Origin of the sequence: Microbacterium sp. bgisy207 (assembly GCF_965345035.1) — a bacterium.
Lineage (GTDB): Bacteria > Actinomycetota > Actinomycetes > Actinomycetales > Microbacteriaceae > Microbacterium.
Genome location: NZ_CBDRMG010000004.1, coordinates 177,097 through 196,858, shown reverse-complemented (window position 1 = coordinate 196,858; position 19,762 = coordinate 177,097). Strand labels below are relative to the sequence as shown.

The following is a 19,762-nucleotide window of genomic DNA, read 5'->3' as shown; positions in this document are numbered from 1 at the left end:
GTCGTCGCTCGCTCAGATGTCCAAGAACCGGACGTCTTTGGCGTTTCGCTGAATGAACCCGCGGCGAGACTCAACGTCCTCGCCCATGAGGATGGAGAAGATCTCATCGGCAGCGGCCGCGTCATCGATGGTCACCTGCCGCAGCGTTCGGGTCTGCGGATCCATCGTCGTCTCCCACAGCTCCTCGGCGTTCATCTCACCGAGACCCTTGTAGCGCTGGATGGCGTTGTCTTTGGGAATCCGCTTGCCGGCAGCGGTGCCCTCTGCCAGGAGAGCGTCGCGCTCCCGGTCGGAGTAGACGTACTCGTGCGGCGAGTTCGACCACTTCAGTCTGTACAGCGGGGGCTGCGCCAGGTACACGTATCCGGCTTCGATGAGCCCGCGCATGTAGCGGAACAGCAGCGTCAGCAGCAGCGTCGTGATGTGCTGCCCGTCGACATCGGCATCCGTCATCAGCACGATCTTGTGATAGCGGGCCTTCGTGATGTCGAAATCCTCACCGATGCCCGTGCCGAACGCGGAGATCATCGCCTGGACCTCTTTGTTGCCCAAGGCCCGGTCCAGCCGCGCGCGCTCCACGTTGAGGATCTTCCCGCGCAGAGCCAGGATCGCCTGCGTATGGGGGTCGCGCCCGCCGACGGCGGAGCCGCCCGCGGAGTCACCCTCGACGAGGAAGATCTCGCTGATGGACGGGTCCTTCGAGACGCAGTCCTTGAGCTTGTCGGGCATGGCTGCCGATTCGAAGACGCTCTTGCGCCGCGCCGTCTCGCGGGCCTTCCTGGCGGCCAGTCTCGCGGTGGCGGCGTCGATCGCTTTCCGGATGACGTTCTTCGCCTGTGCGGGATTACGGTCGAGCCAGTCGGTGAGCTGGTCGCCCACGACTTTCTGGACGAACGCCTTGGCCTCGGTGTTGCCGAGCTTCGTCTTGGTCTGACCCTCGAACTGGGGCTCGGAGAGCTTCACGGAGATGACGGCGGTCAGTCCCTCGCGGATGTCCTCACCCGTGAGGTTGTCATCCTTCTCTTTGAGCAGTCCCTGTGCTCTGGCGTACCGGTTCACCAGAGCCGTGAGCGCCGCGCGGAAACCCTCTTCGTGCGTGCCGCCCTCGTGCGTGTTGATGGTGTTCGCGAATGTGAACACATTCTCGGTGTAGCTCGTGGTCCACTGCATCGCGAGCTCGAGCGAGATGTGACGGTCGGTGTCTTCCGACTCGACCTCGATGATCTCGTCGTTGACGACCTCCGTCTTGCGGACCTTGTTCAGGTACTCGACGTAGTCGACGAGCCCCCGTTCGTAGAGGAAGTCATCGTGGGGCTGTGTCGGCGTGGATGCGCCTGACTGGTCATCCACCACGTACGCGGAGTCGGGTCGTTCGTCGCGCAGAGTGATGCGCAGGCCCTTGTTGAGGAAGGCCATCTGCTGGAAGCGCGTCCGAAGGGTGTCGTAGTCGAAGTGGACCGTGTCGAAGATGCCCGGATCCGGCCAGAACGTGATCGTCGTGCCCGTCTCGTCGCTCGGCTCCCCTTTCTGGAGCGGAGCCAGGGGGGTGCCGCCGTCACGGAAGGACTGTCGCCAGACGAAACCTTGACGCTTGACCTCGACCTCGAGGCGCGTCGAAAGCGCATTGACGACCGAGGATCCCACTCCGTGCAGGCCGCCCGAGACGGCGTATCCGCCGCCGCCGAACTTTCCTCCCGCGTGCAGGACCGTGAGCACCACCTCGACGGTCGACTTCCCTTCCGTGCGGTGCATGTCGACCGGGATGCCACGACCGTTATCGACCACACGAACAGCGCCGTCTTCGAGGATCGTGACGGTGATCGTGTCGCAGTAACCGGCGAGAGCCTCGTCGACGGAGTTGTCGACGATCTCGTACACGAGGTGATGAAGACCGCGTTCACCCGTGGAGCCGATGTACATGCCGGGCCGCTTGCGCACCGCCTCAAGTCCTTCCAGGACTTGGATCGCATCCGCCCCGTACTCGTTCTGGACCTTGCCGGAGTGCGCCAGCTGCGGATCTTCGGGAACGCTTTCAGGGACTTCTGAGGGCATAGTGAGAGGCGCTCCACATCGACGATCGGACTAGCGAGCAGTCTATCAACTCTGCGTCTTGTTCACGCGCTCTACGGGGCTGTGGCGCGATGAAAGTCCTCGGGATGTCCCGCGAGGTGGGTCAGCCGTAGGTATCGCGCGGACCACGGCCTGGAACGGCTCTGGGACCCCATTTCCAGGAGGGGACGTCCGGGCCGATGAACCGTACGCTCTCGACACCCGCGTCCGGATAGCGCCGAAGGATCTCGGTGAGGATCTGGGAGCGCATGAGCTGCAGCTGACGCGCCCAGGCCGTCGAATCGGCCTGCACGGTGAGAATCCCGTCGGTGAAGCCCACGGGCCTGGTGTGCCGGGCAGTCTCTGCTCCCGCCACCTCGTTCCAGGTGCGCACCACGTCCTCACGTGCGAGTTGAGCATCCCAGCCAGCCTCCCGGGTGAGGTCGGTCAGCACGTCGGCGACACCTCTCGGGTCGCGGCCCGGCGTGAAGGGCTCGTTCTCGTCGTCGACACGACGCCGGCGCCGCCGGGCCACGCGAGCGGTCGGAGCAAGACCGCGCAACCGCAGATAGGTCGCGACGGTCTCGGGAACGGCGGGTGCGGCATCAGCCGCCGGGGTGGTCACGACCCGGCCCCCGATACCGGGCCACTGGCCGCCAACGTCCCGGCCTCGACGCGCACGGTTCCCACGCGAAGTGCAGGCGGCACATCCTGCTCCACGGCGGCCGTCACAATCACCTGTTCGAACTCGCCGACGATGTCGGCCAACCGGGTGCGGCGGCCGGCGTCGAGTTCGGCGAACACGTCATCGAGGATGACGATCGGGTCACCGAGCTGTGATTCGGCCCGAAGCAGGTGCGCGGATGCGATCCGTAGTGCCAGCGCCAACGACCAGGACTCCCCGTGAGAGGCGTACCCGCGGGCGGGAAGGCCACGAAGGGAGAGCAGCAGATCGTCGCGGTGCGGTCCGACCAGATTGACGCCGCGCTCCAACTCGGATGCGCGCTTGTCCCGAAGCGCGCGGCGGAATCGCTCGTACAGATCCCCCGTGTCAGCGGGATCGACGATGCGCTCTTCGTCGTCCGGATCTGCCCCATCCACCGACAGCACCCACCGCGCATCGGGTGCGTGGTCGGCTCCCGCGATCGCTGCGTACGCCGTCGCGATCGGTTCCGCCAGATCTCTCACGAGCGCTTCCCGCGCCCGGATGATGTCCACGCCGAGCGCGACCAGCTTGTCGTCCCAGACATCCAACGTCGGCAGCGCCTCGCTGCCCAGACGGCGAGCGCGTGCCGACTTCAACAGCGCACCGCGTTGCTTGAGCACCCGGTCATAGTCGGCCAACGTCGCCGACAGCCGCGGGTAGCGCTGCACGAGGAGCTGGTCGGCAAAGCGCCGGCGGGCGCCCGGGTCACCGCGGACGATCTGCAGGTCCTCGGGTGCGAACAACACGACCTGGGCATATCTGCCGAGTTCTCCCGTACGCACGGTCGACCCGTTGACCTGCGCACGGTTGGATCCCTGCCGGTTGATCTGCACGTCCACGCTCAGCCGTCGCTCACCGTGTGCGAGCCTGGCACGTACGATCGCGAACTCCGCACCGTCACGCACGAGCGGGGCATCGCTTGAGACACGGTGAGATCCCGCCGTGGCCAGATACGCGACGGCCTCGGCCAAGTTGGTCTTTCCCTGCCCATTGCTTCCGACCAGTACCGTCGGGCCGCTCGAGAGCTCGAGATCGGCGCAAGCGTAATTACGAAAGTCTGTAAGACTCAGCCGCTCGACGATCATCGGTACAGGGTATCCGGCGCCGGCGACGCGAGAACCGCGTCGCCGGTCAGCGCAGGAGCAGGTTCGGCTGCAACAGGTACTTGAACGAATCCTCACCCGCGCGGTCGACGGAGGTCTGCGCCGTGATGAGGACGGGGCTGAGCTTGTTCGCGTTGTCACTCGAGGTGAATGTCACACGCGTGAACTCGCTGCGGACGGCGCCGAGCGCCTCGAGCAGATACTGAGGATTGAGGCCGAGGGTGACGTCATCGCCGAGGAGAGTGGCGTCGACGGACTCTGTCGCGCGCGCCTGCTCGGTTCCGGCGGCATCCATCGAGACACCTTCCGCCCCGAAGGTGAACCGCAGCGGCGCCGACCGGTCGAGCACAAGCGAGACGCGGCGAACTGCTTCGGCGAACTCCGCGGTGTTCACGACCGCGTGGTGCTCGGTCTGCTCCGGGAAGAGCCGGCGCACAGGAGGGAAATTCCCCTTGATCAGGAGCGACGTCACCGTCTTGTTGCCCGCGGTGAAGGCGATGATCTCGCGGTCGCCGCTTCCGGAGAACGCGATCGAAATCTGTCCCGAGTGGGCAAAGGTCTTGCCGACTTCGGTGAGCGTGCGGGCGGGCACGAGGGCCGTCGCGCCCTCATCGGATGCTCCGCCTCCTGCATCCCACGAGATCTCGCGCAGCGCGACCCGGTACCGGTCCGTCGCGACAAGGCTGAGTCGGTTCCCGGCCACTTCGAGCTGCACACCGGTGAGCACGGGCGTGACGTCATCGCGCGACGCCGCAAAGGCCACCTGCGAGATGGCCGTCGCGAACTCGTCGGCGGGGACCAGACCGGATTCACCGGTGACCTCCGGAATGGCCGGGTACTCGGCCACTGGCATGGATGCCAGCGTGAACTTCGCGGATCCGCAGGTCAGGAGGATGCCGCCGTCGTCGTCGACGCGGACGGTGATCGGTGCGTTCGGGAGCCGGTTGGCGATCTCGGAGAGGAGCCGGCCGTGCACGAGGATCGTTCCCGAATCTTCGACGGTGGCATCGATGCGCGTGCGCGCCGACGCTTCGTAGTCGAAGGCGGACAGCGAGAGCCCGTCGGCACTGGCTTCTATCAGGATGCCCGCGAGGATCGGCTGCGGGTTGCGTTGTGGCAGGAGCTTGACGACGAACGACACAGCCTCGCTGAACACATCGCGGTTGACTTCGAACCTCACGCGCGCTCCCTCGACATCCGGTTGGGCTCTCCCATGCTAGTGCCCTGCTGTCTTGTGACCTCAAGGGGTCTGTGTCGATACGCCGGAGCCGAGGCCAGCAACCCAAGGTCATCGAACCGGATTCATCTCAGGGAAGTATTCGTCATGGTGTTAACCCCTGTGGGAACTGTGGATGACTCACGCGATCCCTTGTGCCGCACGGAAACCACATTCGTGTCATTTGTGGATGGGCTGCGGAGGATGCGTGTGAGTGACCATCGTCCACGCCGCGGTCGCCGCGCATGTTCCACAGGAGCACGGGACCTCACTCACAGCTGGAGCGGTGGCGTCCACACTTATCCACAAGTTATCCACACTGTGGGGAACGCATATTTTGGGGCCGGTGAAGACTCACTGTCAAGTGAGAATCCATGAGCTTCCTATGAGCCCGCGGGTTGTGACACGGATGCCGGTGTCAGCGCCCGTTGCGGCCGAGCTGCGCCGTGATCTCGGAGACCTGGTTGTAGATCGAGCGGCGTTCCTTCATGAGGTCGCTGATCTTCTTGTACGCGTACATGACTGTCGTGTGATCGCGATTGCCGAAGAGCTGTCCGATCTTGGGGAGAGAGAGGCTTGTCCGCTCCCGGCACAGGTACATCGCGATCTGGCGCGCGGTAGCCACCGCCTGAGATCTACTCGATCCATAGAGGTCGTCGACCGACAGCTTGAAGTAGGCGGCGGTGGCCGCGATGATGTCGGTCGGTGAGACGACGTTGGCGTCATCCTGATCGATGATGTCGCGCAGCACGGTCTGGGCGAGGGAGATGTCCAGACTCGACCGGTTGAGGCTCGCGAACGCGGAGACCCGGATGAGGGCGCCTTCGAGCTCCCGGATGTTGGACGAGACGGCGGTGGCGATGTACTCGAGCACGTCGTCGGGAATGTGAAGACGCTCGCTCTGGGCCTTCTTGCGCAGAATCGCGATGCGGGTCTCGAGGTCAGGCGCCTGCACATCGGTGATCAGACCCCATTCGAACCGGCTTCGCATCCGGTCCTCGAACCCGGTGAGGTGCTTGGGCGGCACGTCGCTGGTGATCACGACCTGCTTGTCGTGGTCGTGCAACTGGTTGAACGTGTGGAAGAACGCCTCCTGCGTCTCCGCGCGCCCCTGCAGGAACTGGATGTCGTCGATGAGCAGGATGTCGACATCCCGGTACCGCGCCTGGAATGCCGCACCCCGGTTGTTGGCGATCGAGTTGATGAAGTCGTTCGTGAACTCCTCGCTCGAGACGTAGCGCACCTTGATACCGGCGTACAGGCTGATCGCGTAGTCACCGATCGCATGGAGGAGGTGCGTTTTCCCCAGCCCCGAATCGCCGTAGATGAAGAGGGGGTTGTACGCCTTGGCGGGAGCTTCCGCCACGGCGACGGCAGCCGCGTGCGCGAAGCGGTTGGACTGGCCGATGACGAAGTTGTCGAACGTGTACTTGGGATTCAGTCGTGTGTCTGTGCGCGACGAGGTCGTGGTCGTCTCGACCGTCTCGTCGCTGCTGCGGTGGACGGATGCTGTCGCCGGCGCGGCCAGGGGCATGACAGCGCTCATCTGGGACTCGGCGAGGTCGGGGTTGACCACGACACGGAACGCGGAGACGCTTTCACCGTTTCCGTCGTCGGCGTGCGCGAGAGCTTCGAGGATCGGTGCCCGCATCCGCTTGTTGATCTGCGCGGCGGTCAGCTCGTTCGGCACATCCAGGTAGAGCGTGCCACCCATGACTCCCTGCGCGACAGCGAGATTGAGAAACCCTTCGAGCTGCGGAGTGATCCGTTCGTCGGTGCGCAGGAACTCCAGCGCAGCCGTCCAGATCGGGACATCCGGAATCTCCTGGCTCGACATAGCCCCCCTCAGGCGTCAGCAGCGTCGGTGCGGCGAGCCCGTCCCCGGCTGTGGATAACTTTCGGAGCAACGGTAGTCAGCGGCATCCTTCAGCGCAAAATCAACTGTAGACGGGTGGGGCGTGTCGTCTCCAGGTGGTGGATGACGCTGGGGATAATGTGCGGGCACTGCCGGCCGGTTTGAGTTCGCGGCCCGCTCGACGTACCCTTAGTCGGTTGACTTGTGCCCTTGTGGCCGTCCCCGATTCATCGTCCCGGTGTGAGCATCCCGGCGACACCACATCCGGAAGTGATCTCATGAGCAAGCGTACGTTCCAGCCCAACAACCGCCGCCGCGCCAAGAAGCACGGCTTCCGTGCCCGCATGCGCACCCGCGCCGGCCGTGCCATTCTCTCGGCACGCCGCGCCAAGGGTCGCAGCGCGCTTTCGGCCTGACGTCACAGTGCTCGCGCGCGCGCACCGGATCACCCGGGGCGCGGACTATCGTTCCGTCGTCCGCCGGGGTCGCCGGTGTGTGGCTGCGCACATCATGAGCTACACGGCCGTGTCCGCGGATGCCGATCCCGTGCGGTTCGGCTTCATCGTGAGCAAGCAGGTCGGATCGGCCGTGACCCGCAATACGGTGCGCCGACGTCTCAAGGCGATCAGTGCCGGCCTCATCGATGAGATCCGCCCGGGCTCGCAGGTCGTCATCCGTGCATTGCCGGCGGCAGCGCGGGCCCCCTACGACGTTCTCGCCGACGATGTCGCACGGTGTCTCACGGGGGAAAAGCGATGAGCGAACTCCCCTCCTACGCCCTGGGTCAGGCACAACTGGATTCCGCAGATCTCGCGCGGGCGCTGCCACTGCTGCCTCGGAACACTGTTCTGGCCTTGCTGCATGGGTATCGCGCGACGATCTCCCACCTTTATGGCGACGTGTGCCGGTACTATCCGTCGTGCTCGGCCTACGCCGTGGGAGCCGTGCAACAGCACGGCGCTCTCAAGGGAGCGGTGCTCACGGCGGCGCGGCTGGGTAGGTGTCATCCGTGGGCGAAGGGTGGCGTCGATGATGTTCCGCCCCACGATCACTTCCGATTCGATCTCACCCGGCACGGGTTCGTCGTGCCACGCAGAAAGGACTGATCCTTGCTGGATCTCCTCACCAGTGCGACTCCCGCCCCGACCGAGCCGGCCGCGGGCGGTGGTTTCGACCTGTTCGGCATCATTCTGTGGCCGCTCAAGTGGGTCGTCGAGCTCGTCCTCGTCTTCTGGCACTGGCTGTTCACGGCGATCGGCATGCCGCCGGCCGAGGGCATCACCTGGGTGCTCTCGATCGTGGGCCTTGTCGTTGTGGTCCGCGCAGCGCTGATCCCGCTGTTCGTCAAGCAGATCAAGTCGCAGCGGAAGATGATGGAGATCGCGCCGGAGCTGCGCAAGATCCAGGACAAGTACCGCGGGAAGAAGGATCAGCTCTCTCGTGAAGCGATGAGCCGCGAGACGATGGGGCTGTACAAGAAGCACGGCACGAGCCCGGTGTCCGGGTGCCTGCCGTTGCTGGTGCAGATGCCGATCTTCTTCTCGCTGTACTCCGTGCTCAGCGACGTCTCCCGTCACGCGCAGGCAGGTATCGGCGGTGTCGGTCTCCTGAACGAAGAGCTGACGCAGCAGTTCTACGATGCGTCGCTGTTCGGAGTCGCCTCGCTCCACGAGACGCTCATCGATGCCTGGAACGCGGGCAACACCCCGGCCGTGATGATCCTCGTGGTTCTGGTCATCCTGATGATCGCCTCGCAGTTCTTCACGCAGCTGCAGATCATCTCGAAGAACCTCTCCCCCGAGGCGAAGACGGGCCAGGCATACCAGATGCAGCGCATCATGCTCTGGGTCCTCCCGTTTGCCTTCGTGTTCTCGGGCGTCTTCTTCCCCCTCGGCGTCGTGCTGTACTGGTTCACCAGCAACATCTGGACGATGGTTCAGCAGTTCATCGTCATCCGTGAGATGCCGACCCCGGGGTCCGAGGCGGCGAAACAGCGCGAGGAGCGGCTGGCTCGCAAGGGCAAGGCGATCGACTCGAGCGGCAAGATCGTTCCGATGGAGAAGTATCTCGCCGAGCAGCAGCGACTGCTCGAGGAGGCCGAGCGGGCGAAGGCTCAGGCCCCGAAGCGTGAACAGCCCATGAGTAAGCAGCGGGCGAAGAAGCAGGGCCAGCGGCCCGCCGGAGGGGCGAACCCTCGACCGCAGAATCCGCGACCCAAGGGCAGCGCGACCGGGGGCTCTTCGCCCTCCCCGGAATCGAACAAGTAGAAACACGAGGGTGGACATGACCACGACCCCCGACACCGCTTCCCCGCGGTCAGAAGCGAGCATCGAAGAGCTGGAGCAGGAAGGCGACGTCGCCGCCGACTTCCTCGAGGGCCTTCTGGATATCGCCGACATCGACGGTGACCTGGCGCTCGACGTCCGTAACGGTCGCGCCTATGTTTCGATCGAACAGGAAGCCGGCGATCGGTCCGGCGGGCTCGCGCTGCTGTCCGAACCGACGACGGTGCAGGCCTTGCAGGAGCTGACGCGCATCGCTGTTCAGAATCAGACGGGACGGTTCTCGCGGCTCATCCTGGACATCGGAGGTTCGCGGGACACGCGCCAGCGAGAACTCGATGCCCTGGTCGACCGCGCCGTCGCACGTCTCGAGGAGGGTGCGTCTCAGGCGTCCCTCCCCCCGATGTCGAGCTACGAGCGCAAGCTCATCCACGATCTGGTCGCAGAGCGAGGGCTCGTGTCCGAGTCATACGGCGAAGGCGCCGACCGCCACACCGTCATCCGCCGTGCCTGAGCGCCGCGCGTTTCACGTGAAACATCGATGACGACTCTCGAGCGCGAACCGGCGGTAGCTGCGTCCCTCTTCGGTGAGCACCTGGATCGTGCTCGATCGTTCACCGCTGCGCTGGCGGAGGAGGGTGAGACACGGGGCCTGATCGGTCCGCTCGAACTCCCGAGACTGTGGACACGGCACATCCTCAACAGTGTCATCGCCGCACCTCTCTTCCACGGCCGGGCAGCCGACATCGGATCGGGAGCGGGGCTTCCCGGGATCGTGTTGGCGATCGCTCGCCCGGATGTCGAATGGACACTCGTCGAGCCGATGGAGCGCCGGGTCGCGTGGTTGAACGAGCAGGCGCTGTCCCTGGGCCTCGACAACGTCACCGTCGTTCGGTCGCGCGCGGAGGAGTGGTCTCCCCAGGAACCGGTGGACGTGGTCACGGCGCGCGCCGTGAGCGCGCTGCGCACCCTCATCCCGATGACCGCGCCGCTGGTCCGGCCGGGAGGGGAGCTCGTGCTCTTCAAGGGTCGCGGCGCGGAGGCGGAGCTGGATGCCGCGCAGAAGCAGATCCGGCGGTTCGGCCTCACCGGGATTGAGGTCCTCACCCTCGGAGAGGGCGTCCTGGATGAATCGACCCGTGTGGTTCGAGCCGTTGTCCGAGCCTGAGGCGAACGTCACGACTCGCGTTTCACGTGAAACATGTGCCGCCGAGAGGTGTTCGCGCACCGAGCGCGTCGGACGCCGAGCATAGAGTGGAGAAGCCCTTGACCCGATCGGAGCGTTTCACGTGAAACACGACGAGGACCCCGCAACGGACTCGTTCTACGACACCCCGTTGGCACGCGAGCTCGCCGATCTCACGGCCCGGCGCCGCGCGCTCGATGCGATGCCCCTGCAGTACGACGGCAGGCGTCGCATCTTCACTGTGTCCAACCAGAAGGGCGGGGTCGGGAAGACGACGTCGACCGTGAACCTCGCCGCCGCGTTCGCTCACATGGGTGCGACGGTGCTGGTCATCGACCTCGACCCGCAGGGCAACGCATCCACGGCGTTGAGCATCCCGCATAACGCGGAGACACCCAGTGTCTACGACGTCCTCGTCGAGGAGCGTCCGTTGTCCCAGGTCGTCCAGCAGAGCCCCGAGTCCCCTCGGCTCTACTGCGCCCCCAGCACCATCCACCTTGCAGGTGCAGAGATCGAGCTGGTGTCGCTGGTCGCTCGCGAGCGCCGTCTACGGGCCGCACTCGAGAAGTACCTGTCGAAGAAGGGCGCGGACATCGACATCGTGCTGATCGACTGCCCGCCGTCGCTCGGACTCCTCACGATCAACGCCTTCACGGCTGCCGACGAGGTGCTCATCCCGATTCAGTGCGAGTACTACGCCCTTGAGGGTCTCAGTCAGCTCATGGGTACTGTCGGGATGATCCAGAAGCACCTCAATCCCACTCTGACACTGTCGACGATCCTGTTGACGATGTACGACGGACGCACGAGATTGTCGCAGCAGGTCGCCGACGAGGTCCGCGCCCATTTTCCGGAGCAGGTGCTGCGAACGGTCATCCCCCGGTCCGTGCGCATCTCGGAGGCGCCGAGTTTCGGGCAGACCGTCATCGCCTACGATGGGCAATCGGTCGGAGCTGTCGCCTATCGCGAAGCGGCCGTCGAGATCGTGCAGCGCGATGGTCGACCGGATGCCGAAGCTGCGGCATCCGACACGGGTGATGACGAGAAGGAGGCCTGATGGCCAAGAGGACGGGACTCGGGCGCGGAATCGGTGCCCTCATCCCCACCGCCGATCAGGGGGAGAGTCGTCCCGTCGACGTGTTCTTCCCTGAGGCGCCGCCCGCAGAAGACCTCGTGGCCGTGCCGGGCGCGCGGCTGATCCACATCGACCCGAACACGATCGTGCCCAATCCGCGCCAGCCGCGGACGAACTTCGATCCCGATGAACTGGCCGAACTCGTTCACAGTGTGCGTGAGTTCGGCGTGCTTCAGCCCGTCGTCGTGCGCGACCGGGGCGATGGCACGTATGAGCTCATCATGGGTGAGCGGCGCACGCGAGCTTCCCGTGAGGCGGGCCTTGCCTCCATCCCCGCGATCGTCCGGGAGACAGCTGATGAGCACCTGCTGCGCGACGCGCTGCTCGAGAACCTCCACCGCTCGCAACTCAACCCGCTAGAAGAGGCCTCCGCGTATCAGCAGCTGCTCGAGGACTTCGGGATCACGCAGGAGGAACTCGCCGGCCGTATCGGGAGATCCCGTCCGCAGATCAGCAACACCATTCGCCTGCTCAAGCTGCCCATTCCGGTGCAGCAGCGCGTAGCCGCGGGTGTCATCAGTGCCGGCCACGCGCGCGCGATCCTCTCCGTCGACGATGCGGACGCCATGGCACGCCTCGCCGACAAGATCGTCAATGAGGACCTGTCAGTGCGCGAAGCGGAGGCGGCCGCGAAGGGGGTCGCATCCGCCGGACGTAAGCCGGCGAAGCCGCAGGCCGGTAGCCGGCGCGGACAGCTCGACGATCTGGCGGAGCGTCTCGGTGACCGGCTCGATACGCGCGTGCGCATCACGCTGACAGCAAAGAAAGGCCAGATCAGCATAGATTTCGCGACAATCCAGGATCTCAACAGGATCCTGGCGGAGATGGGTGTCGACCGATTCGGATCGTGATCGTCCACATCGCACCGTGAGCGGGCCTCGGCGACGTACGCTGGAGGAATGACGCGCGAGAATTCGGCCCCGACCCGTCGGGCGAGCCTGGAGTTGCTCCGCGCGGAAGCCTCCGACGAGCTGTCCGTCCTGGTGGAGGAGCGCCTGCGTGCCGGCGAAGACCCGTGGGAGTTCATGGACGATCTGCCGACGGTCGATGAACTCGTGGTTCTGATGCTGCGCGCCGAGAACGTCCTCACGACGGGCCTGCCCTCGACCGGGACACGTCACTACCGGGTGCTGCGTCAGATCGCGTTGGACTATCCCCCGCTCACGCGCGCCGTCTGGCGCCTCCTGGGCTCCTCACGCCACCGCACCTGGGATTCCCTCCTGCCCGAGGTGCCCTGAACTCCTGGCCGGTGTCGCCACCACACCGGGCACAGAAAGACGGATGCCGCAGTTCCGAGGGAACCGCGGCATCCGTCTGTGGCGCGGACGCTCAGCCGATGAACTCGGCGAGGTCCTGTTCGAGAGCGTACTTCGGCTTGGCGCCGATGATGGTCGTCTTGACCTCGCCGCCCTGGAAGACCTTCATCGCCGGGATCGACGTGATCTGGTACTTCATCGCAAGGTCGGGGTTCTCGTCGACGTTGAGTTTGAGGATGGTGATCTTGTCGGGGTGCTCGGCCTGAATCTCGTCGAGCACGGGCGCGACCATGCGGCACGGGCCGCACCAGGCTGCCCAGAAGTCGACAAGAACGGGGCCGTCGGCCTGCAGGACATCCTGGTCCCAGGTGGCCGAGGTGGTGGCGGCGGCAGTCATGTGTTCTCCTTCGTCAAAGCGTTCACGTGTGGAAACGCGTCAGTATGGCGGATTGTTCCGGCCCGAATCCTGGCCCTCAGGCCAACGCTTCGTCGGGGATGTTGACGGGCTGTTCGGGTAGGGGGTCGGTGGTGTTTTCGAGGAGGGCTGCGAGGTAGTGTTCGACGTCGAGGGCGGCGACAGCTCCTGATCCCGCGGCGGTGACGGCTTGCCGGTAAGTGGGGTCGATGACGTCGCCGGCGGCGAACACGCCCGGGAGTGATGTCCGGGACGAGCGGCCGTCGAGGCGGATGGTGCCGTCGTCGGTGAGGTCGAGGACGCCGTGGACGAGGTGGGTGCGGGGGTCGTGACCGATCGCGACGAAGATCCCGTCGAGGGCGAGTTCGGATGTTTGGCCGGTGACGGTGTCGCGCAGGGTCACGCCGGTGACCTGGTCGCCGCCGGTGATGTCGATGATCTCGCTGTTGAAGACGAACTCGATCTTCTCGTTCCCGAAGGCGCGATCTTGCATGATCTTCGAGGCGCGCAGTTCGTCGCGGCGGTGGATGATGTACACCTTGGAGGCGAACTTGGTCAGGAAGGTGGCTTCTTCCATTGCGGAGTCTCCGCCGCCGACGACGGCGATGGTCCGCTCGCGGAAGAAGAACCCGTCGCAGGTCGCGCAGTACGACACGCCACGCCCGGAGTAGGTCTTCTCGCCCTCGATGCCGAGCTTGCGGGGAGCGGAGCCGGTCGCGAAGATCACCGCGTGGGCCTCGTGCACGGTGCCGGAGCCGAGTGTGACCGACTTCACCGCGCCGTCCAGCGACACTGACACGACGTCGTCGTACACGATCTCGGCGCCGAACTTTTCTGCCTGGGCCTGCATTTTCGCCATCAGGTCAGGGCCCATGATGCCGTCGGGGAAGCCGGGGAAGTTCTCCACCTCGGTGGTGTTCATCAGCTCTCCGCCGGCCTCGACAGAACTGGCGATCACCAGCGGCTGGTGCCCACCACGGGCTGCGTAGATCGCCGCCGTGTACCCGGCAGGGCCCGACCCGATGATGATGACATTGCGCATGAGCGACCCTTCGTTAAGGTTCTGGATGCCTCAACACATGGTATCTGCGGCGCATTCCCCCCCACCCGGGCGGGAGGGGGCGCGTTCACCGTCGAGAAGGGAAACGTTCACCGTCGAGCAACGAGCCGGCGAACGGTCTGCCATGCGGTTGTCAGTTCGGGGACCCGGAACAGTCCGAGGATGCCCACGTACACCACCAACGCGACGGTGCCGATGAGCGCCGACCCCAGGGCGCCGGTGAGCTGGTTCTCCACCATCCATCCGGTCTCGGCCCCCGAGAGCACGTACACACCCCAGCCGACCAGTCCCGCCGGCGCAGCAGCCGCGGCGAACACGGCCAGCGCCGGCATCCACTGTCGCATTCCGATACGAGAGAGGCGACGGCGCAGCATCCAGGTCGCAAGCCCGAGCTGCACGCAGACAGCGAGGGACTGCCCGAGCGCGATGCCGGCCGTCACGAACGCCGTCGGGAGCGAGAGCGCGAGCACCGCCGTGATCATTACGACACCGGCCTGGACGAGTGTGAAGAGGAAGGGGGTGCGGGTGTCGTTGTAGGAGTAGAAGACCCGGCCGATGACGAAGAGCACGGTCTGCGGGATGAGACCGACCAGAAACGCCAGCAGCACCCACGACGCGTCCACGGCCCCACCGGCGGTTGTCGTGAAGATGCGCGACGCGGGCACCGCGGCCGCAGCCAGCACGGCTGTGGAGATCACCATGAACAGCCCGAGAAGACGGATGCTGCGCGCGATGTCCGCACGCACGTCCTCGTCCCGGCCGGCTGCGGCGTGTTCACTCAGTTGCGTGAAGTAGGCGGTGCCGATCGAGAGGACGAACACCGAGAACGGCAGCATGTAGAGCAGCCAGGCATTGGCGGCGACCGTGGCCGCGGGGGCCTCACCAGAGACGACCGACATGACCTGGCTTTGGACGATGCCGGCGATCTGGCCCACGACGACCATGAGGAACGTCCATCCGGCCAGGCGCCCGATGTTGCGCAGACCGACGCCTCGCCACGCGAAGTCGGGGCGCAGGTGCAGGCCCGATCGCACCCAGAAGACCATGAGCACGGCGGCTTGGGCCACGATGCCGAAGGTCGCGGTGCCGGCGAGAACGGCGATCATGGTGGGCGTCCAGTCCGCGACCTCCGTGACGGGACCGCCGAAGAGCGCGATGAAGGCACCGAACCCCGCGATCGAGACGATGTTGTTGGCGATCGGAGCCCAGGTGAACGGACCGTAGACGCGCCGGGCGTTGAGGATCTCGCCGAGCAGCGCGTACAGCCCGTAGAAGAGCAGCTGCGGGATGCACCAGTACGCGAACGCCGTCGCGAGGGCCAACTGATCGGGGGTGAATCGTGAGGCGTACAGCTGCACGAGAAGGGGCGCGGCGACCGTGCCGACCGCGGTCGTGACGACGAGGGCGACGGTGCCGAGCGTGAACAGCTTGGAGATGAAAGCGCGGCCGCCGTCGGCGTGCGAGGCCGCCTGCACGATCTGGGGCACCACAACAGCCGTCAGCAGGCCCGTCGAGATGATCGCGTAGAGGTTGTTCGGAAGCTGATTGGCGACGGTGAAGGCGTCGGCTGCCCGGCTTCCCACAGCACCGACGGCGGCGACGAGCACGACCGAACGCAGAAAACCCGTGAGCCGGGACACGAGTGTGCCGGCGGCGATGAGGGTGCTCGCGCGCCCGATGGAACTCACGACTGCTCCTCCTGTGCCGCTGGCGCGTCGGCGTCAGGGCGGCGCCGAATCCGCCGGACCGTCCGAATGACGCCGATCGAGAGGAATGCCGCGGCGAGCACCGACAGCACGATCAGACCGATCGTCTCCCAGTCGGCTCGAACGTTCACCTCGAGCTGCTCGTCGGATCCGATCCGTACTCCCGTCGGGCTCGTCAGCCACAGCTCGACGTCGACGGTGCCGCTTCCCACTCGCGCCTTCACCGGAAGCGATGCGCGCGTGCTCTGCTCCGGGCCGATCGCCACAACGGTGTTCTCCGCCACCTCGAGGCGCAGATCGTTGCTGTGCGCGTGCAGGGTGACCGTGACCGGATACGGGAGGTCGTTGCGGATCCCCACCGGAATCTCGGCATCCGCCGCGACGAGCTGGATCGGGCTCGGCGGCAGGATCGCGACCGACGACAGCGTCGCCTGCGTCCTGTCGGCGTGGTCGGTGAGGGCATCGCGCCACTGCGCGTCTTGGCCTGTCCACCCGAGGCTCAGCAGCTGAAGGATCTCGGCACGTTCCACGCCCGTGAGAAGGGCCGGCTCGGCGATGACGCTCGCGAAGGCGTCGATGCGGCGTTCGCCCTCCAGCAGAGCGGGGATGGCATCCACACGCCTGGTCGAGAGGGGCTGATCGCCGACGGCGACCTCGCCCGGTGCGAGCCCGACGAGTGTCCCGAGCGTGAGGGGGCGGGCACCCGGGAAGGACTGGGCGGCGTCGATCGCCGCGCGAAGCGCCACGGCGGTCCGGTCCGGGTCGCGCTCGAGCGCGACGATCGTGGTTCCGCCCGTCACGGGCAGCTGTTCCAGGGCGGAGGCCTCGGCGATGGCTGCCGCGCGCAGGATGCTGTCGCTTGCCGACGCGGCGGCGGACAGCGCGGCGCTCAGTTCGGCATCCGCGATGAGCAGGCCCGCTCCGCCGGAGACGCCGCGCGCGGGCGCCGGGACACGGACAGCGTCGGTGGTGGTGAGGGTCAGCGCGCCGTTCGCTCCCAGCGCCGCCACGATCTCGGGCGTGACGGCCTCCGGCCACCAGATCGCCGCGGTCGCGCCGACGTCGAGGAGGTGGTCGAGCGTCGGCAGCCCGGATTCATCCGCGTCCGCCTCCGAGGCGGCCGGGGTCGCGGTGGTTGTGGGTGTCGGCGACGGGGGATCGGAATCGTCGCCCGTAAAGCCGGCAGGGTCGATGTAGGCGGCAAGCGAGGTCGGCGCCAGGGGTTGGATGCCGGCGGCCACCTGAGCGGCAGGGTCAGCGTCACCGAATTGCAGCGCGAATCGCGCGTTCGGAAGCGCCTCGAGTCTGGCCAGCCAGTCGCGAGCGCTCGCCGGCGCCGTGCTGCCCAGGACGCGGATCGCGGCGGGGATCGCGGGATCGATCCCGAGGATCGCGTCAGTGCCCTGCACTCCCGTGAGCGCCGCGGTCAGTGATCCGTCCTCGGCCGTGAGCCCGGCCAACTGGTCGGCACTGAGCAGACCTCGACCGGTCGCGGGGGCTGTGAGGGGGACGATGACCGCGACATCCGTGGTCGCTGCGGCGGGGACGACGAAAACGGATGCCGATCGCAGCGTGAGCCCCGTCGAGGTCACCGTTGCCAGCACGGGGTACACGCCGGGCACCCGGTCGGTGAGCACGGGATCATCCGCTGCCACGCGCACGATCGCGTTCACGCGCTCGCCGGGGGCAGCCCCGTCGAGCGACGCCGTGCCGACGACGGTCGGGGCTCGCTGTCCCGAGGGGGATCTGAGCCAATCGTCGATCTCGGCCCGGGTCGACAGCGGATCGGTGCCCACCGAGACGGTGGCCGCTGCCGCCGTCAGCGGCGAAGTTCCCGCGTCAAGTCCGATCGAGACCGCCAGCGAGTCGCCGGGCGAGACGATTCCGCCGGCCAGCGGCGCCGCCACCAGCTGCGGGTCGGTGGCTGTCGGGCTCGGTGTCGGTGTCGTGGCCGCCGCCGCAGGTGCCGCACCCGACGCGAGCGCCGACGAGGCCACGAGCACCGCGATCCCGAGGGCGGCTGCCATCCGTTGCACCAGACCGACGAGCCCGGTGCGAGGGCGCGGTGCACGACGGCCGTTGGGCACGGATGCGGGGACTGGGGTGGGCGCGGTCATGTCGTGTCGCGGGACGACCGCTGATCGTGCGGATCCCGCCGGAATTCTACGGTCCGCGCCTTCGAGCATCCCGCAGGCCGTCCGCGCTTGAATGGATCCGTGACGATGCCCCTTCATCCGGATCCTGTGATCTGCGCCGCCCTGGCCGCCGACCTGACCGCCGCCGGCTTCACGGCACCGGCCCTCCGGGAGGCGTGGGGGACGGCCGGTGATGACGCGATCGGACGGGGCCTGCGGGCCCCGGCACTGCGGGCGCTGGGTCACCGTGACGACCCGCTCGCGATCCTCGCGCGCCTGCTCGGACTCGGGGTGACGCAACCGATCGGCGCCGTGGACGCAGCTCTGCCGCGCGCAGGCGCCGCGGGGCTGGTCGCCTTGGGCCTGGCCGACGCGAACGCCGGGGCGGTCGTCCCCCGGGCGCTCGTGCGCCCGCAGGAGTGGGACGATGGCGCGGATGCCGAGACCGGTCAGTGGTGGATCGCGAGCGACCTCGACGAAGCAGCCCTGGGCGCCGCGCTGCCCACCGACCACGTCCTCGGGGTCGGCGGAGCCTCCCTCACCCTCGCCGGTCTGCAGCTGCCGACCCGCGCCCATCGAGTACTGGATCTCGGCACCGGATGCGGCATCCAGGCGCTGCGGGCCCGCCGGTACGCCGACGAGGTCGTCGCGACCGACATCTCTCCGCGCGCACTCGGTTTCGCGCGGCTGACCGCCGCGCTCAATGGCGTCGACGGGATCGACGTGCGTCGCGGCAGCCTCTTCGACCCGGTCGCCGGTGAGCGCTTCGACCGCGTCGTCTCGAACCCGCCGTTCGTGATCACCCCCCGTGGGGCGACGGCGGAGGGCGTTTCAGCGCCCGCCTACGAATACCGTGACGGCGGTGCGGTCGGTGACGACCTCGTGAGGCAGGTCGTCTCGGGTGTGGCGGACGTGCTCGCAGAGGGCGGCACCGCGCAGTTGCTCGGCAACTGGGAGTACCGGGAAGGCAGCGACGGGCTCGCACGCGTGCGTGAGTGGGTGGAGTCGGCATCCGTCCCGATGGATGCGTGGATCATCGAGCGGGAGATCCTCACGCCGCTGGACTACGCCATGTTGTGGGTGCGCGATGGCGGAATGCAGCCCGGTTCACCGGACTACAGCGCTCTCATCGACCTGTGGCTGCAGGACTTCGCGGCACGCGGGGTGACCGGCATCGGCTTCGGGTACGTCCTGCTGCGGCGCCCCGGCCCGGGCACGTCACCGCTCGCTCGCTACGAACGCGTGAGCTCGCCCGCTCCGCAGGACGGCCTCGGGGCGGACCTGGCCCGCGCGCTTGCGGTGCATGATCGCCTGGGTCCCCGTGACGACATGGCGCTGGCGGCATCCGTCTTCACGACCGCGCCCGATGTCACCGAAGCGCGCCACTTCGTGCCCGGCGCCGAGGATCCCACGGTTATCGAGCTGCGTCAGGGCCGGGGTTTCGGTCGGACGCTCGGCGCCGACCCCGGGCTCGCGGCGCTGGTGGGCGCGTGCGACGGCGACCTTCCGGTGGGGGTGCTCATCGACGCGATCGCCGAACTGCTCGAGGTGGATGCTGCCGCCCTCCGCGCCGACCTGCTGCCGCGGGTGCGCGAGCTGGCGTTCCTCGGTTTCCTCGACCCCCTCGACTGAGCCCGGCCGCGCGATATCCGCCCGGG

At 66.9% G+C, this 19,762-nt stretch carries 19 protein-coding genes; 10 read left to right on the top strand and 9 right to left on the bottom strand.

Annotation, left to right across the window (positions count from 1 at the left end):
• Positions 1-12 precede the first annotated feature (12 nt).
• The 5 genes from gyrB to dnaA form a co-directional block, all read right to left on the bottom strand.
• The gene (gene gyrB, locus ACSGC5_RS05440) at positions 13-2,052 is read right to left on the bottom strand and encodes a DNA topoisomerase (ATP-hydrolyzing) subunit B (RefSeq protein ID WP_434969586.1); all 2,040 of its coding nucleotides are present in this window, start codon (positions 2,050-2,052) and stop codon (positions 13-15) included.
• Positions 2,053-2,173: 121 nt separating this feature from the next.
• Positions 2,174-2,674 (bottom strand): DUF721 domain-containing protein, encoded by a 501-nt coding sequence (locus ACSGC5_RS05435; protein WP_434969585.1) that lies wholly within the window; start codon positions 2,672-2,674, stop codon positions 2,174-2,176.
• Complete coding sequence (recF, locus tag ACSGC5_RS05430) at positions 2,671-3,840, bottom strand: DNA replication/repair protein RecF (protein WP_434969584.1); 1,170 nt, start codon at positions 3,838-3,840, stop codon at positions 2,671-2,673. Before recF ends, ACSGC5_RS05435 begins: the two co-directional genes overlap by 4 nt.
• A gap of 46 nt (positions 3,841-3,886) precedes the next feature.
• Positions 3,887-5,038, bottom strand: coding sequence for a DNA polymerase III subunit beta (gene dnaN / locus ACSGC5_RS05425; RefSeq protein WP_434969583.1), 1,152 nt, complete (start codon positions 5,036-5,038; stop codon positions 3,887-3,889).
• 454 nt (positions 5,039-5,492) lie between these two features.
• A complete protein-coding gene (gene dnaA / locus ACSGC5_RS05420) occupies positions 5,493-6,788 on the bottom strand; it encodes a chromosomal replication initiator protein DnaA (RefSeq protein ID WP_434969638.1) in 1,296 nt (431 codons plus the stop codon).
• A 419-nt stretch (positions 6,789-7,207) separates the two neighbouring features.
• Here dnaA and rpmH point away from each other — a divergent pair, with 419 nt between their 5' ends.
• From rpmH to ACSGC5_RS05375, 9 genes are all read left to right on the top strand, one after another.
• Positions 7,208-7,345, top strand: coding sequence for a 50S ribosomal protein L34 (rpmH, locus tag ACSGC5_RS05415; protein ID WP_434969582.1), 138 nt, complete (start codon positions 7,208-7,210; stop codon positions 7,343-7,345).
• A gap of 7 nt (positions 7,346-7,352) precedes the next feature.
• Positions 7,353-7,688 carry a ribonuclease P protein component gene (gene rnpA, locus ACSGC5_RS05410; protein WP_434969581.1) on the top strand — a complete coding sequence of 112 codons (336 nt, stop codon included), beginning with the start codon at positions 7,353-7,355 and terminating at the stop codon, positions 7,686-7,688.
• Positions 7,685-8,035, top strand: coding sequence for a membrane protein insertion efficiency factor YidD (gene yidD, locus ACSGC5_RS05405; protein WP_434969579.1), 351 nt, complete (start codon positions 7,685-7,687; stop codon positions 8,033-8,035). The genes rnpA and yidD overlap by 4 nt, the downstream gene beginning before the upstream one ends.
• Before the next feature lie 6 nt (positions 8,036-8,041).
• The gene (gene yidC, locus ACSGC5_RS05400; protein WP_434969636.1) at positions 8,042-9,196 is read left to right on the top strand and encodes a membrane protein insertase YidC; all 1,155 of its coding nucleotides are present in this window, start codon (positions 8,042-8,044) and stop codon (positions 9,194-9,196) included.
• Positions 9,197-9,212: 16 nt separating this feature from the next.
• On the top strand, positions 9,213-9,725 hold the full coding sequence (locus ACSGC5_RS05395; RefSeq protein ID WP_434969577.1) for a protein jag: 513 nt from the start codon (positions 9,213-9,215) through the stop codon (positions 9,723-9,725).
• A 27-nt stretch (positions 9,726-9,752) separates the two neighbouring features.
• A complete protein-coding gene (rsmG, locus tag ACSGC5_RS05390) occupies positions 9,753-10,379 on the top strand; it encodes a 16S rRNA (guanine(527)-N(7))-methyltransferase RsmG (protein WP_434969576.1) in 627 nt (208 codons plus the stop codon).
• Positions 10,380-10,500: 121 nt separating this feature from the next.
• Complete coding sequence (locus ACSGC5_RS05385; protein ID WP_434969575.1) at positions 10,501-11,454, top strand: ParA family protein; 954 nt, start codon at positions 10,501-10,503, stop codon at positions 11,452-11,454.
• On the top strand, positions 11,454-12,383 hold the full coding sequence (locus ACSGC5_RS05380; protein WP_434969574.1) for a ParB/RepB/Spo0J family partition protein: 930 nt from the start codon (positions 11,454-11,456) through the stop codon (positions 12,381-12,383). The genes ACSGC5_RS05385 and ACSGC5_RS05380 overlap by 1 nt, the downstream gene beginning before the upstream one ends.
• Before the next feature lie 48 nt (positions 12,384-12,431).
• Positions 12,432-12,770 carry a tryptophan synthase subunit alpha gene (locus tag ACSGC5_RS05375; RefSeq protein WP_434969572.1) on the top strand — a complete coding sequence of 113 codons (339 nt, stop codon included), beginning with the start codon at positions 12,432-12,434 and terminating at the stop codon, positions 12,768-12,770.
• Between the two features lie 91 nt (positions 12,771-12,861).
• Here ACSGC5_RS05375 and trxA read toward each other — a convergent pair whose 3' ends face one another.
• From trxA to ACSGC5_RS05355, 4 genes are all read right to left on the bottom strand, one after another.
• Entirely contained in the window at positions 12,862-13,185 is a 324-nt protein-coding gene (trxA, locus tag ACSGC5_RS05370) for a thioredoxin (protein ID WP_292712659.1), read from the bottom strand.
• Between the two features lie 76 nt (positions 13,186-13,261).
• Positions 13,262-14,245: a thioredoxin-disulfide reductase gene (gene trxB / locus ACSGC5_RS05365; RefSeq protein WP_434969571.1), complete on the bottom strand. Its 984-nt coding sequence runs from the start codon at positions 14,243-14,245 to the stop codon at positions 13,262-13,264.
• A gap of 107 nt (positions 14,246-14,352) precedes the next feature.
• A complete protein-coding gene (murJ, locus tag ACSGC5_RS05360; protein ID WP_434969570.1) occupies positions 14,353-15,951 on the bottom strand; it encodes a murein biosynthesis integral membrane protein MurJ in 1,599 nt (532 codons plus the stop codon).
• A complete protein-coding gene (locus ACSGC5_RS05355) occupies positions 15,948-18,086 on the bottom strand; it encodes a DUF6049 family protein (protein ID WP_434969569.1) in 2,139 nt (712 codons plus the stop codon). The genes murJ and ACSGC5_RS05355 overlap by 4 nt, the downstream gene beginning before the upstream one ends.
• A 105-nt stretch (positions 18,087-18,191) precedes the next feature.
• Here ACSGC5_RS05355 and ACSGC5_RS05350 point away from each other — a divergent pair, with 105 nt between their 5' ends.
• Entirely contained in the window at positions 18,192-19,736 is a 1,545-nt protein-coding gene (locus tag ACSGC5_RS05350; RefSeq protein ID WP_434969635.1) for a DUF7059 domain-containing protein, read from the top strand.
• Positions 19,737-19,762: the final 26 nt, after the last annotated feature.